This is a genomic window from Hyphococcus sp. (genome assembly GCF_041986965.1).
Classification (GTDB): domain Bacteria; phylum Pseudomonadota; class Alphaproteobacteria; order Caulobacterales; family Parvularculaceae; genus Hyphococcus.
In genome coordinates this window covers 759,735-773,014 of record NZ_JBHIXB010000001.1, presented here as the reverse complement: position 1 = coordinate 773,014, position 13,280 = coordinate 759,735, and the positions used below count along the sequence as shown (strand labels likewise).

Annotated in this window: 12 protein-coding genes and 1 pseudogene; 5 read left to right on the top strand and 8 right to left on the bottom strand. The window is 60.7% G+C overall.

The window, feature by feature from the left end:
* Positions 1-27: 27 nt before the first annotated feature.
* From ACFC5L_RS03855 to ACFC5L_RS03835, 5 genes and pseudogenes are all read right to left on the bottom strand, one after another.
* Positions 28-1,563: an ABC transporter permease gene (locus ACFC5L_RS03855; protein WP_375201598.1), complete on the bottom strand. Its 1,536-nt coding sequence runs from the start codon at positions 1,561-1,563 to the stop codon at positions 28-30.
* The gene (locus tag ACFC5L_RS03850) at positions 1,560-2,516 is read right to left on the bottom strand and encodes an ABC transporter ATP-binding protein (protein WP_375201599.1); all 957 of its coding nucleotides are present in this window, start codon (positions 2,514-2,516) and stop codon (positions 1,560-1,562) included. Before ACFC5L_RS03850 ends, ACFC5L_RS03855 begins: the two co-directional genes overlap by 4 nt.
* Positions 2,517-2,593: 77 nt before the next feature.
* The gene (gene gloA / locus ACFC5L_RS03845) at positions 2,594-3,034 is read right to left on the bottom strand and encodes a lactoylglutathione lyase (RefSeq protein WP_375201600.1); all 441 of its coding nucleotides are present in this window, start codon (positions 3,032-3,034) and stop codon (positions 2,594-2,596) included.
* Between the two features lie 10 nt (positions 3,035-3,044).
* Positions 3,045-3,602: pseudogene (locus ACFC5L_RS03840) on the bottom strand (hypothetical protein); the annotation flags it as partial.
* Between the two features lie 21 nt (positions 3,603-3,623).
* Positions 3,624-4,169, bottom strand: a complete 546-nt coding sequence (locus tag ACFC5L_RS03835) for a DUF2244 domain-containing protein (RefSeq protein ID WP_375201601.1) — start codon at positions 4,167-4,169, stop codon at positions 3,624-3,626.
* A 107-nt stretch (positions 4,170-4,276) separates the two neighbouring features.
* Between ACFC5L_RS03835 and nth the strand changes: the two genes are divergently transcribed.
* A complete protein-coding gene (gene nth, locus ACFC5L_RS03830; RefSeq protein ID WP_375201602.1) occupies positions 4,277-5,053 on the top strand; it encodes an endonuclease III in 777 nt (258 codons plus the stop codon).
* A gap of 104 nt (positions 5,054-5,157) precedes the next feature.
* Positions 5,158-5,853: an orotidine-5'-phosphate decarboxylase gene (gene pyrF, locus ACFC5L_RS03825; RefSeq protein ID WP_375201603.1), complete on the top strand. Its 696-nt coding sequence runs from the start codon at positions 5,158-5,160 to the stop codon at positions 5,851-5,853.
* Between the two features lie 12 nt (positions 5,854-5,865).
* On the opposite strand, the gene ACFC5L_RS03820 is transcribed toward pyrF, so the two are convergent.
* On the bottom strand, positions 5,866-6,459 hold the full coding sequence (locus tag ACFC5L_RS03820) for a helix-turn-helix domain-containing protein (RefSeq protein ID WP_375201604.1): 594 nt from the start codon (positions 6,457-6,459) through the stop codon (positions 5,866-5,868).
* 199 nt (positions 6,460-6,658) lie between these two features.
* On the opposite strand from ACFC5L_RS03820, the gene ACFC5L_RS03815 reads away from it, so the two are divergent.
* The 3 genes from ACFC5L_RS03815 (at position 6,659) to ACFC5L_RS03805 (ending at position 10,113) form a co-directional block, all read left to right on the top strand.
* A complete protein-coding gene (locus ACFC5L_RS03815) occupies positions 6,659-7,159 on the top strand; it encodes a fasciclin domain-containing protein (protein WP_375201605.1) in 501 nt (166 codons plus the stop codon).
* Between the two features lie 113 nt (positions 7,160-7,272).
* Positions 7,273-8,049: an outer membrane protein gene (locus tag ACFC5L_RS03810; protein ID WP_375201606.1), complete on the top strand. Its 777-nt coding sequence runs from the start codon at positions 7,273-7,275 to the stop codon at positions 8,047-8,049.
* Positions 8,050-8,295: 246 nt separating this feature from the next.
* Positions 8,296-10,113, top strand: a complete 1,818-nt coding sequence (locus ACFC5L_RS03805; RefSeq protein ID WP_375201607.1) for an AMP-binding protein — start codon at positions 8,296-8,298, stop codon at positions 10,111-10,113.
* On the opposite strand, the gene ACFC5L_RS03800 is transcribed toward ACFC5L_RS03805, so the two are convergent.
* Both ACFC5L_RS03800 and ACFC5L_RS03795 read right to left on the bottom strand, forming a co-directional pair.
* Positions 10,114-11,631 carry a heme biosynthesis protein HemY gene (locus ACFC5L_RS03800; RefSeq protein WP_375201608.1) on the bottom strand — a complete coding sequence of 506 codons (1,518 nt, stop codon included), beginning with the start codon at positions 11,629-11,631 and terminating at the stop codon, positions 10,114-10,116.
* 9 nt (positions 11,632-11,640) lie between these two features.
* Entirely contained in the window at positions 11,641-13,269 is a 1,629-nt protein-coding gene (locus ACFC5L_RS03795; RefSeq protein ID WP_375201609.1) for a COG4223 family protein, read from the bottom strand.
* Positions 13,270-13,280: the final 11 nt, after the last annotated feature.

Genomic DNA, 13,280 nt, shown 5'->3' with positions numbered 1-13,280 from the left:
CTAAACGATGCGCGCCACATTTGCGCCTTACGCCGCGTCCTGCCGCGCCAGACGCCAGACTTCGCGCGCTTTCGGCGGCGAGGATTGCAGGATCGCGTTACGGAAGATGCGGCCCAAAAAGCGCACCAGCACAATCGCAAAGGCGAGCATGAAGGCGGTCGCGCCGACAACCTCCCATAAGGGCGGATCGGCCGCCGCACGCATCATCACCGCATAGGGCGTATAGATGGGAATCCAGGTCAACAGCGACGCGATAAAGCCATTGGGATTTTCAAACACCATCACCATGAAGGGCAGCGGCGCGAAGACGAGCAACATCACCGGGCCCATATAGGACTGGGCGTCCTGCAGGGAATTCGACACGGCGCCGATGGCGAGGAAGATCATCGCGAAAATCGCATAGGCGCAAAAGAAATAGAAAAGATAGATGAGAAGCAGCGGCGAGGAAAAAAGCGCCGCAAAGACGGGCCCAAGGAAACTCGCGCCGCCGGCGCCGAGGGCCACCGATCCGGCGAGCCCGCCGAAGAGAAAAATCGCCGGCATGGTGAGCCCCACAGCGGCGATGCCAATCAGCTTGCCCATCATCAACTGCCCCGCCGTCACCGACGAGAGAAGGATTTCAACGATCTTGTTGGAGCGCTCTTCAATGGTGTTGGTGAGCAGGAGATTGCCGACGCCGAAAATAATGACCAGCAACATATAGGTGAGCGCCGCCGGCATCAGGGTTTCGATCCGGTCCTGCATGTCGAGCTGGGCTTCTTCGGCTTCGCGGTCGGGACGATAGGCTTCAAACGGCGCCGCGATGGCGGCGACATCGTCAAGCGCCGCGCGCGGCAAGCCTAGCGCTTCGGCCGCTTCGCGCTTCAGCGCGGCATCGAGGGCGTTGCCGACAAGGTCTTCCAGCGCCGTGTCAGTGAGGTTGCGGCTCCAATATTGCGCCGAGGGCGCGTCCTCGTCATCCTCATTGGCGACGCCGAAGCCTTGCGGGATCAAGACCGCCGCAAAGAGCGGCGCTGCCTCGCCATCCGCGCGAACCACGCTGCGTTCTTCAAGAAGATAAGGACGCAGGATGCTTTCGGCGTCTTCCACCGAAGACGCCGCCGCAAGTTCGGCGGGACCGGCGACTCTTTCGAATTGCCCGCGCGGGGCGGTGAAAGGCGGCGCGCCGGGGCGCAGCATATCGGCGACCGCCGCTTGCGCGGCCGTATATCCACCCGCCTCATCAATCGCCTTCACGCGCGCGTCACTGACGCCGTCCGGCGCGAACGGCGCCGGCAGCGCCTCCGCCGCCTCGGCGGGCGCATAAGCCGCGAGATAGATATTCCAGGCGTTCAGCGTCGCCAGCGCATGGCGCCGTTCAATCTCCCGGTCGATCTCATCTGCATACTGACCGGTTTCATCATAGACGACAAAAACGCGGGTCGGCTTGCTGCGCTCCACAAACCCCATGGCCGCTGTCAGCCCCGCAAGGCCCAGAGGAAACATCACCAGAAAAATCAGAAAGCCGCGCGAGAGGACATATTGCTTGTATTCGCGCCAGGCGATGAGGAGAATCTGTTTCATTCCGCCGCCTCCGCGCGCGCACCCTCATGGGGCGCCAGCGCCTCATCTCCCGCCAGCGCAACGAAGATATCGTGGAGCGTGGCGCCTGCCTGTTCAAAGCGCGTGAGGACAAGCCCGGCGGCAATCGCTTGATGCAAAAAGTCCTGCGGATCGGCGTTTTCTGCAAGCTCGATGTCGTAATCGCTTTCATCGCCGCCGCGTTCGAGCCTTACGGAAAGAACGCCCGACAACGCCTCAAAAGCGGCGGCCGGCGCCGAGGAACGCACATGAATGTGGCGGCCAAACCCCGCCCGCGCTTCAGACAGGGTCCCTTCAAACCGCTTTTCCCCCTTGGCGATGATGAGGAAACGGTCACACAGACGTTCCGCATGCTGCATCACATGGGTTGAAAAAATGATGGTGCGCCCGCCCGCCCGCTGATCGGCGATCAATTGCTCCAGCGTCTGCTGATTGATGGGGTCGAGGCCGGAAAAAGGCTCGTCCAGAATGAGCAGCTCCGGTTCATGGGCGATGGTCGCCAATAGCTGAACCTTTTGCGCCATGCCTTTCGAGAGAGCCTCGTTTTTGGCGCGCGCAAATTCGCCGAGCCCGAACTCTTCGAGAAGCGCATGGGCGCGTTTCTTCGCCGCGCCGCCGGAAAGTCCGCGCAGGCGCGCGAAATAAGCGATAGAGTCGGCGGCCTTCATCTTGCGGTATAGCCCGCGCTCCTCCGGCAAGTAACCGATACGCCGGCGCACCGAAATCGCCGAGTGCGACCCGAGCACCGAAATACGCCCGACGGTCGGCTGCACAATATCGAGAAGCATTCGGAGCGTTGTCGTTTTCCCGGCCCCGTTCGGCCCCAGAAAGCCGTAGATTTCGCCCTGTTTCACCGCAAAGGAGAGATCGTTCACCGCCGTGAAGGCGCCGTATCGCTTGGTGACATTTTCAAGCTGAACGGGAAGATCCGTCATTGGCGAACTTTCTATCGGGAGCGCTTCGGGCGGGCGCTGTAATGTCGACTTGCGGGCGTTAAGGAAAAGCTAAGCTCTTACCAGCTTCCGGTGTTTTCCATCGAGGCCCAGGGCTCCGCAGGGGCGAGGCTCTCGCCTTTTTGAAGAAGTTCAATGGAAATATTGTCGGGCGAGCGCACAAACGCCATATGGCCGTCGCGCGGGGGACGGTTAATCACGACGCCACCATCCTTCAATTTCTGACAGGTCGCGTAAATATCATCCACCAGATAGGCGAGATGGCCGAAATTGCGGCCGCCGTCATAATCTTCCGTATCCCAATTATATGTGAGCTCCACCAGCGGCGCTTTCTTTTCTTTCGCCGCCTCGGCGTCTTCCGGCGCAGCGAGGAAGACCAGCGTAAACCGCCCCTTTTCGTTCTCCATGCGATGCACTTCGACGAGCCCGAGCTTGCCGCAATAAAAATCGAGCGATTGGTCCAGATCCTTCACCCGCACCATGGTGTGCAAATAACGCATATCGTTCTCCCTATTCTTTTGCTCGGATCAGTTCATCGCGCAGATAACCGGGGCGGCGCGAATGAAACCGGCGCATAAAAAACCAGACGATGACAAGCCAGGCGGCCATCACGCCGAAAAAATAATAGAATCCTGCAAGGTCGCGCACGTAATAGAGCGCGGCTTCGGGCGGCGTTTCCTTGAAGATAATCAGCTTGTCGTCTTCGACGAAAACACGATCGGCGACATCGACGGGTTCAGGAATGAAGCCGGCGGCGTCCGCAGCCCAAAGTCCGAGGCTCAGCACCGCAAAGGTGACCGGCAGCGAGATGAAAAAAGACGCGATTGCGCCAAGCGCATATTTCGGAAAACGCGGCGTGTGCACCTTCGCATAAACCTCACGGAATTTATCCTCGGTGATCCCGTCCAGAAACTCCGGCTCATGCTTTTGAAGATGCGCCCATTCGATCGCTGCGCCTTCGGCGACCTCTTCGGCGATTTTCACCCGCCAGCGCCAATAAAGCCCGCCAGCCAGGGCGAGCAGCGCAAACACAACAAGGAAAAAGCCGAGCATTTGGGTCCCGTTCGTTTTAGGAAGGCTCCGTTTAGCCTAGCCCCGCGCTTTTCCCAAGGCGTCTGACAGCGCTTCGGCGAACCGGCCCCGCTCATCCGGGGACAGGAACGAGCCGAGGATCAGGGTCTCGCCCTTGGAGGTGACGCGCACCTGGCTTTCATGGCCCACAGGCCGCTCGATGAAGACCCTTGTCCAGAAGGGCTGGAGCCGCCAGCGCGTCTCGTGGCCTGAGGGGAGAACCCGCGCCACCCACATATCTTCCTCGGTGACCCGCACCCGTTCGCGCAGGCGTCCTTGCCGGTAGCTCAATTTGAAGGCGAGCCAGACCGCAAACACGTCGAGCCCGCAAAACCCGACCACCGGCCAGGCGCCTTTCATGAAGAAATAGGTCCCGAAAAAAAGGTTGGAGAGGATGACGATGGTCATCACCGCAACGAAGCCATTATTCGGCAGCGACCGGTTCGGCGACAGGACGGCGTCAAAGAGGCTGGCGCCCTCGGCGACATCGTCCAACCCCGACGCACTGGAGGCCCGCCCCTTTTGCACCGGGGCCATGGTTTCGTAATGGCGGTTACGCGGCATGGGGAAAACATAAGCGCGGCGCCCCGTTCCCGCAATTCACTTTGCGCGGAACTTTACCTTCCGGTGACGCGCGTTATGGTCGCGCCACCACTTCCAAGAGAGCCAAGATGCCCAAAATGACGCGCGCTATTGCGCGGAAGATTTTCGAGCGCCTCGCCGAAGCGAGCCCTGAGCCCCAGACCGAACTTTATTTCAAGAACCCGTTCACGCTGGTCGTCGCCGTCGCCCTCTCCGCGCAGGCGACCGACGAAGGCGTCAACAAGGCGACCAAGACCCTATTCGAGATCGCGGACACGCCGAAGAAAATGGCGGCGCTGGGCGAGAAAAAACTGGGCGATTACATCAAGACCATCGGGCTGTGGCGCAACAAGGCGAAAAATGTGATCGCGCTGTCGGAAAAGATCATCAAGGATTTCGGCGGCGCGGTGCCACAGACCCGCGAAGAACTGGAGACCCTGCCCGGCGTCGGCCGCAAGACCGCCAATGTCGTCATGAATGTCGCCTTCGGCCAGCCCACCATCGCCGTCGACACCCATATTTTCCGCGTCGGCAACCGCACCGGGCTCGCCCCCGGCAAGAATCCGCTGGAAGTCGAGCTTGGCCTTGAGAAAATCATCCCTGATGATTTCATGCTGCACGCCCATCACTGGCTGATCCTGCATGGGCGCTATATCTGTAAGGCGCGCCGCCCTGAATGCTGGCGCTGTCCCATTTTCGATCTCTGCGGTTTCAAGGACAAGGTGATGTCGCCGGATCAGCCGAAAAAGGAAAAGGCGAAAGCTGTGAAGAAAGCGGCGCCCGCCAAGAAGAAAAAAGCAGCGAAAAAGAAACTAGCCGCCAGGCCGAAACTGCGGACGGCAAAGAAGAAGGCAAAGGCGGGATGACGTCTGTATCACCCCGCCGCTCATCCCTGCGAAAGCGGGAACCTATGCCCCAAGCGCTGACCTGGAATGGATCCCCGCTGTCGCGGGGATGATCGGAGTAAAATATGAACGCAAAGGACCGCCTGATTATCGCCCTCGATCTTCCCTCTACGGAGGATGCGCAAACCGCGATCAACGCCATCGGCGATGAAGGGACATTCTACAAGATCGGTTATCAGCTGATGCCGATCGGCGGGCTCGATCTGGCGAAGCGGCTTTCACAGGAAGGCAAGAAAGTTTTTCTCGATTTCAAATTTCACGATATCGGCGCCACGGTGGAGCGCGGCGTGAAAAGCGTCGCAAAACTTGGCGGCGATTTTCTCACCGTCCACGCCGAACCCGATGTGCTGAAAGGCGCGGTCGACGGGCGCGGCGACGACAAGCGCCTGAAAATCCTCGCTGTCACGGTGCTGACGAGCCTCAACCAGGACAGCCTGACGAAGATGGGGATCGATATCGCGCTCCCCGATCTCGTTCTCAAACGGGCGGAATTTGCCGCGGAAGCGGGCGCTGACGGCGTCGTCGCCTCGGCGAAAGAAGCGGCCGCCATCAAGGCGCGGTTCGGCGACGCGCTCAAAATCGTGACCCCGGGGGTCCGCCCGGCGGGATCGGACGCCAATGACCAGAAAAGGGTGGTGACGCCCGCCGACGCCATCGCCGCTGGGGCCGATCATCTGGTGGTCGGCCGGCCCGTCATCGCCGCCAAAGACCCGGCGGCGAGCGCCGCCGCCATTCAGGACGAGATCGCCAGAGCGTTATAGACGGCGATCATGTCAGCCGCCGTCGGCTGTCACAATGATCATCGCCGAACATGCTGACCTGCCGGTTCTGCGGTAGCTGTGCGGCGTGCTGCTATCGAAATAAATCGCATCGCCTTCATCGAGAATCTGGTCTTCACCGTCGATCGCAATGGTGAGCTGCCCTTTCATCACATAAACCAGCTCAACCCCGTCATGACTGTGGGGCTCTGACGGTTCGGATTTCATGGAAAACTCCGCCAGGAAACCGTTGAGCTTTCTGTCCGTAGCCGGAAAATTCAGACTTTCGAAAAAATAGGTTTCGCCTTTCGCTCCTTGCCGTTCGGGAAAGCGCATCCGCTCTTTCTTGCGTGTGACGGCGATCAAGGGACGGTCGTTATCTTCAACAAAAAAGTGATCGAGACCGACGCCATAGACCATCGCGATGCGCAACAGGGTCGGCAATGTCGGAATGATCTGGCCGCGCTCGATTTTCGACAGCATGCCGACCGAAAGGCCCGAATGCTCCCCCAATTGCGCGAGCGCCATACCTTTATCGAGGCGCAAGGCCCGGACCTTCGATCCGATTTCATATTCTTCGAGGCCTTTTGAGAGCGTATCTGTCAGCATCTGGCGTCCGTTTTTTCTTTAGACAAAAAATAGCGGCGTCGATTTTTCTTTACAAGAAAATACTGTCTATCCTCACGAAACTTTTATTATCATTCAAAGTTATTTTCTTTATATGAAAGCCGTCGACGGCGCTCACCAGCGCCTCTCGCCGGCTCCGGCCCCCACGGAGCGGCATGTGCAGCAAAGGGAGAACACCAATATGAAGATCAATTTTACGAAGACGCTTATCGCCGCTGTCGCCGCTTTCGCGGCCGCCTTCGGCGTCGCTAACGCCGATCATCACGGCAAAGCCAAGAAAGACATCGTCGACACCGCGGTTGCGGCGGGCGATTTCACCACGCTGGCCGCCGCACTGGAAGCCGCCGGTCTGGTTGAGACGTTGAAGGGCGAGGGCCCGTTCACCGTCTTCGCGCCGACGGATGCGGCCTTTGCAAAACTGCCGGAAGGCGCAGTTGAAAACCTGTTGAAGCCTGAAAACAAGGATCAACTGATCGCTGTCCTCACCTATCATGTCCTGCCCGGCAAAGTGATGTCCGGCGATATCGCCGGCAAGACGCTGGACGTGGAAACCGTTCAGGGCTCAACAATTTCTGTCGACGCAACCGACGGCGTGAAAGTCGACGACGCGTCCGTCACGAAAGCCGACATCAAAGCGTCCAACGGCGTCATTCACGTCATCGACGCTGTCGTGATGCCGTAACCCCAAACCCATGAGCGGCGGCCCGGCGCTGGCCGACGGGTCGCCGCCTTCTGACCTCATAACAAACCAGTCCGCGGAAAAAATTCCGTCTTAAAATATAGGGAAAAGGAATCATGACTGCTTTTAACCGCCTGTCCGCCGCGCTTGTTGCGATCACACTCATGTCGGGCGCCGCGCAGGCAGAAGGGTATTACGCCTCGCTATCCGGCGGGGTTTCACTGCTCGGCGATTCTACAAATGACGGCGCTTTTGCCGGCGCCTTCACGACCGGCGAAGGAACGACGATACCTGCGGGAACCGTCCTGCCAGACGGAACGCCGGTTGGCTGGGAAACGGATTTCGACACGGGCTTTTCTGTCGCTGGCGCAGTCGGCAAACGCTATGGCGCGTTTCGCAGCGAACTTGAAGTCGCCTATCAGGTGAACGATGTATCAACTCATGTCGCTGTCGCCGCCGGCGGCATTGCCCTTGATGGTGAAGACGCCGGCGTTCTGATCACCGGATCGCCGAATCTTGGCGTCAGCGTTGGCGACCTTGTCGCGGATGGCCAGGGCGATGTGTCGAATATTTTCGTCATGGCGAATGTCTTTTACGACTTCGACACTGGCGGGCCGTTGAAACCCTATCTCGGCGCCGGCGTCGGCGTTGGATTTGTGGATGTGAATTATTCGCCGTCCGACGTTCCGATCATTCAGGATGACGCGACGGCCTTCGCTTATCAGGGAATTGCAGGCCTCGCCTATGAAGTTTCACCATCGGTGGACCTCACGGTCGCCTATCGATACCGCGCAACAACGGACATATCCGTAGAAGCCGGCCTTTTCTCAGCAGACTTCGATATCGAAAACAGCGCCTCCATCGTCGAGGCCGGTCTCCGATTTAATTTCTAATCCCCTCGGGCGCTTCCTCCCCCCACACGACCCGAAGCGTCCAAACTCGCCGCCGCCATTCCCTTCTATGGCGGCGGCTTTTTTTTACGCCGATCTCAGCTTTCTGTGCGGCCAGCGCCCGGGCGCCCAAGGCCAAATCCGGCGATAGAGCGCTGCTTTTTCTGGAATTTCCGCCCCGCCTCCCCTAAATTAGACCCAACGAGGGGAATAACAGGGACAATTCGGGGCGGAAGGCGGTCTTGGGACATGGGTGATCCGGTCAAACGCATCGAGCGCCGGTCGCGGCGCGCGATTTTTCAGGCTTATCTCGAGAATGCGCGGCGCGAGAAGAAAGACAAAGTCGTCATCACCGATGGCGACGGGCGCAAGCTGACGCATAAGGACATTACACAAGGCGCCTTTGCGCTGGGCGGCGCGCTGGCGCGCGTGACGGAAAAGAATGAGCGCGTGGGCGTTCTCCTGCCCACCAGCGCTGGCGCTGTTATCGGGCTGTTTGCCCTGCTCTCCCGCGGGCGCGTGCCGGCGATGCTCAACTTCACCTCCGGTTCAAAAAACCTACTCGCCGCCTGTAAGGCCGCCGAAGTCACAAAGATCATCTCTTCGCGAAAATTCGTGGAGATCGGCGGGCTTGAAAAGCTCATGGGCGAACTCTCCGCCGTGGTGGAGATCATCTATCTCGAAGATGTGCGAGAACAGATAAGCCCGCGCGACAAGGCGCTGGCGCTTCTGGGGCCCATCTTCCCGTCTGTCCTCGCGGCGACGCCGAACCCTGACGATCCCGGCGTCATCCTGTTCACCTCCGGCACTGAAGGCGCGCCCAAAGGCGTCGTTCTGTCTCACCAGAACATCATCGCCAATATCGAACAGATCTCCGCGCATGTGGAACTTCTGCCTACGGATATTTTCTTCAACCCGCTGCCGACCTTCCATTGCTATGGTCTGACAGCCGGCGCGTTATGGCCGATCCTCAATGGCTATCCGGTGGTGTTTCATCCCTCTCCGTTGCAAACGAAAATCATCCCCAAGCGGATTTTCGAAACCGGCTCGACCGTCCTGTTCGCGACCGACACGTTTCTCTCGCAATATATGCGCGCGAGCCCCGATGGCGGCATGTCCTCTTTGCGGATCGCCGTTTGCGGCGCTGAGCGGGTGCGCGACGAGACCCGTCAGGCGGCGGAAAAACGCTTTGGTTTCGAGGTATTAGAAGGCTATGGCGTCACCGAAGGTTCGCCGGTGCTGGCCGCGAACCAGCCCGGCGACATCCGCTCCGGCACAGTGGGCAAGCTTCTCCCCGCCGTCGAAACGCGGCTTGAGCCTGTCGAGGGCCTTGAGGGCGCCGGGCGCTTGTTCGTACGCGGACCGAATATCATGAAGGGCTATCTGTCGCCGGATAATCCGGGCGTCATCACGCCGCTCGCCGATGGCTGGCACGATACGGGCGACATCGTTTCCATCGATGACAATGGCTATATGTCGATCCGCGGCCGTCTGAAACGCTTCGCCAAAATCGGCGGCGAAATGGTCTCGCTCGCGGTCGTTGAGAACTGCGCCTCCGCCGTCTGGCCGGACAATCTCCACGCCGCGGCGATCATGCCGGATCCGAAAAAAGGCGAGCAGGTGATCCTCGTCACCGACCGCACCGACGCGCAGCGCGGGCTTCTCCTCTCCTGGGCGCAAAGTCACGGGGTGCCTGAAATCGCCGTGCCGAAAAAGATCGTCTCCGTCGACGAAATCCCTGTCCTCGGCACCGGCAAGATCGATTACCTCAAAGTCAAAACGCTTGCCGAAGACGCAATGGCGGCGGCGGAAGCGGCGAAAGAAGAAGCGCCCATGACAGCCTTCGACAAGAAGGAGCTCAAAAAGCGCGAAGCGGCGGAAAAAGCCGAAAAGAAACGGCTCGAAAAAGAAGCCAAAGCCGCCGAAAAAGCGGCGGCGAAAGAGTCGAAGGAAGCGGATCAGGCCACGGAAACCAACGCGCCCAACCTCGAGTCTGATTCTACATCCGAGCCCGCCGCCAGCCCGGCCAATGACGAAACAGGCGAGCGCAAGGACGCTGCGGAATAATCAGGAAACGCCACGCGCCGCATTGGCCGCGCGTTCGGCCTCTTCGTCATTATGGATGTGGTCGTCGCCTTCCGGGTCGTCATGGAGTGACGAGTCGGCCTCAACAGGCGTCGTCGTCCCATCCTGCGCCGTCTCTTCCGAAGCCGCCGCTGCGTCTTCTTCAATCTCTTCCGCGGACTCTTCGACGACAGGCGGCGCGAGCAGAAGCCGCACTTCTTCGGGCGCGAGGCCGGCCGTCGCCTCCTCAATCGGCGGCGGCGACAGCCGCGCATATTCCATAAATTCGCGAATGAGGCGCGCCCAGCCTTGGCGCGTCAGGTTGAACGCGCCCTCGGCCCCGGGGCGCGGATCACGCGGCGCAGAAGCGGCGTGTTCATACCAGATTTGCGCCGCCGCCTCGCCTTTGAGGCCCGCCGCAGCTTTCGCCATCAGGGAAAAGGCCGCGGGGCTCGCCGTCTTCGTCACATGAGCCTCAAGCGCGTCGACGGCGCGCTGCCAGTCTTCGGTGAGCGTCGCGGCGCGCGCCCGCAACAACGCCGCCTCGTCAGAGGCAGGATTTTTCTCAGCAAGTTTTGTCAGTTTCGACGCACGTTTTTCCGGCGTTTCATCCTTGTAAAGACGATCATATAGCTTGATCAGCGCCGGATGAGCGCTGGCGGCGAACCCGGTTTCCAGTAATTTCGCCGCCTTGCCGGTCTTTCCTTCATCCATGGCGATGCGCGCGGCCAGCACGGACGCCGGCGTAAACTCAGGCGCCAGCTTCAGCGCCGCTTCCGCTTCGCTCATTGCCGAGGCCGCATCGCTTTCCGCATAGGCGTCGGCGGTCAACAAGGCTGCGCGGGCGCGGTTGGCGCGCGCGTCGTCGATCACCTTGTTCTTTTGGGCCTGGATCACCGCCTCTCGGGTTTCGTTCCAGGCGCCGCGCTCCAGCCCGAGATCGAACACCGACTGAAACGCCCAGGCGGCGTTAGGGCGCAGGCGGAAAGCGCGCTCCGCATAGCCTTTAGCGGCGCCGGTTTCGCCCGCCGCCATGGCCTGCGCGTAAAGCCCCTTGAGCCCGATAAATTCGGTCTCCGGCGCGGCAAGCATCGCGGAAAAGCTTTCTTTCGCCGCCGCCGCGTCGCCTGAAAGCTGCGCCGCCTGCGCGGTCAGGAGCCGGGTCAGCGCCACGTCATCGAGATTGCGGCGCGCAACCCGCGCGTGATGGGCTGCGTCCTCGCCATCGCCAGCGGCCGCCGCCTCAAGCCCCCGGGTCAGGGCTGCGATGCCGCGCTCGCGCTTCGTCTGTGCGTCCTTGGCTTTGATCTTCGCCGGGATCGCCATGATGTCCTTGATCTTGTGGGTCAGATAGATCGCAACGAGAAAAAGAACTGTAAGGCCGCCGATGATGAGCCCTGACGGGCCGTCGAAATGATAACCGAACGCCTCCCCTGTGATGCGGCTGTCGAGGCTGGCGAAATAGGTAATCACAAAGGCGAAAAAGACGGCGCCCAGCAAAAACATCAGAATACGGATCATGGACGCCCCCTACTCACCTTCACCGGCGATGCGCACCGTGAGCGCTGCGACCGCCGACTTCGCCTCTACGCGCGCGCGGGCCGCCGCCATCCATTCGGACATGGCTTCTTGTGCGGGCAAAGGCAGATCTTCAAGTTGCAAAAGCGCGAATTCAAGCTCGCCCTCTTCCAGCGCGTGTTCCGCGCGAGACAGGATCGCGCCCGGATCGTCGCCGTCGAGCGGACGGGCGGGGCGGACGCTGACGAGATTTTTCGCCCGGGCCACAATTCCGCTGATCCCGCCGCCGGCTTCCGCCTGACCCGCCGCCGCAAGCGCCTTGCGCGCCGCCGCGTCAAAGCCGATCCGAAGGGCGGCGTCGGTCGCGACGCCGGTTTCGGCATGCGCTTCCAGCGCGGCCTCAGCGCCCGGCTCAAACTCTGCGACAGCGGCAAGCTCTTGCGTGAACGGCTCACCCTGATCCACCGCGCGGGAGAGGGCGGCGACAGCAAAGGACGCCTTCATACTGCGCTGGGACATCGTCACACCCTCGCGGCGGACACGGGAAAGCTCACTGCGCATGGCGGCGACTTCGTCTTTCAGGGCGGCCTCACGCGCTCTTGCAGCGTCAAGCTGGGCGCGCAGGTCGCGGATATCGGTGTTTTGTTCGTTATTGATCCGGCGGGCGCTATCAAGCGCCGCGGTCAAGTCCGCTCGCTCCTCCTCAAAGGCGGCGCGCATGGATTCCATTTCCGATTGCAGCGCCACCGCTTCGTCTTCAATCGGGGCGTTGTCGACAGGCGCCGCGTCACTGCCCGGCTCATTATCCGCAACCGTATCGTCTTCGGACGGCTGCAATGACGCCTGCTCTTCGGCGGCGGCCTCTTGCGCCGCCGCTTCAGGAGCATCCTCCTGTAATTCTGTGGATGGAGCCTCCTCCAGATCAGCCTCTGCGCTTTCGGCGCCCTCATTGTCGGCAGCCAGCGCGTCAGCGCCAGCCCCTTCCACAGCATCATCTGTAGGCTGACGATTACCCGGCGCCCCTTCCGCCTCCTCATCGCGGCGCATGGCGTCCTTCGCGCCTTCTTCAACGGAATTGGCGATTTTTGCCGCGCCTGCTTCCGTCACCGGCGGCAGGAAACCGCTGCTTTCGGCCCCGTTCTCCTGCATAGCGTCTCCCGCTGGCGGCGGCGCAAGGTCGTCCTTGGCGAGATTGTCGATCTTCGCTTCCTGTCTCGGAGGCTCTTCAACTTCCGGCGCCGGGTCGGACGCCGTTTCGGATTCGGCGGCAGTCCCGGTCTCTTCTTGCGGCGCAGGCGTTGTGGGCGCCGTTTCTTGCGCCACAGGCGCGGCCTCTTCCACCGATATTTTGTCTTCGGGATTCAACTGAAAACGCCAGACGCCGAAAGCGATCAACGCCACAACTACAAAAGCAAGGAACAGCATGACCCCGGGGGTCAGGGTTGATTTGCGTTTTCCGGCGGCGTCAGAAGAGGGTCCATCTCCCGCATCACCTTGAACCGCATCCGGCGACGGCGAAGCCTCCGGCGCGTCATCTTCAAACGCGTCCTCAGGCGACGGCGTCTCACTGACAAGTTCCGCCTCCACCTCAGGGAGGCTTTCTTCTTCTTTCTTAGCCTGTGGGTCGCCATCCTGCGTCACGTTTCATCCTC

Bases quoted from the DNA above. Each gene is read 5' to 3' on its own strand.
- ACFC5L_RS03855 (WP_375201598.1), bottom strand. From the start codon at position 1,563: ATGAAACAGATTCTCCTCATCGCCTGGCGCGAATACAAGCAATATGTC.
- ACFC5L_RS03850 (WP_375201599.1), bottom strand. From the start codon at position 2,516: ATGACGGATCTTCCCGTTCAGCTTGAAAATGTCACCAAGCGATACGGC.
- gloA (WP_375201600.1), bottom strand. From the start codon at position 3,034: ATGCGTTATTTGCACACCATGGTGCGGGTGAAGGATCTGGACCAATCG.
- ACFC5L_RS03835 (WP_375201601.1), bottom strand. From the start codon at position 4,169: ATGCCGCGTAACCGCCATTACGAAACCATGGCCCCGGTGCAAAAGGGG.
- nth (WP_375201602.1), top strand. From the start codon at position 4,277: ATGCCCAAAATGACGCGCGCTATTGCGCGGAAGATTTTCGAGCGCCTC.
- pyrF (WP_375201603.1), top strand. From the start codon at position 5,158: ATGAACGCAAAGGACCGCCTGATTATCGCCCTCGATCTTCCCTCTACG.
- ACFC5L_RS03820 (WP_375201604.1), bottom strand. From the start codon at position 6,459: ATGCTGACAGATACGCTCTCAAAAGGCCTCGAAGAATATGAAATCGGA.
- ACFC5L_RS03815 (WP_375201605.1), top strand. From the start codon at position 6,659: ATGAAGATCAATTTTACGAAGACGCTTATCGCCGCTGTCGCCGCTTTC.
- ACFC5L_RS03810 (WP_375201606.1), top strand. From the start codon at position 7,273: ATGACTGCTTTTAACCGCCTGTCCGCCGCGCTTGTTGCGATCACACTC.
- ACFC5L_RS03805 (WP_375201607.1), top strand. From the start codon at position 8,296: ATGGGTGATCCGGTCAAACGCATCGAGCGCCGGTCGCGGCGCGCGATT.
- ACFC5L_RS03800 (WP_375201608.1), bottom strand. From the start codon at position 11,631: ATGATCCGTATTCTGATGTTTTTGCTGGGCGCCGTCTTTTTCGCCTTT.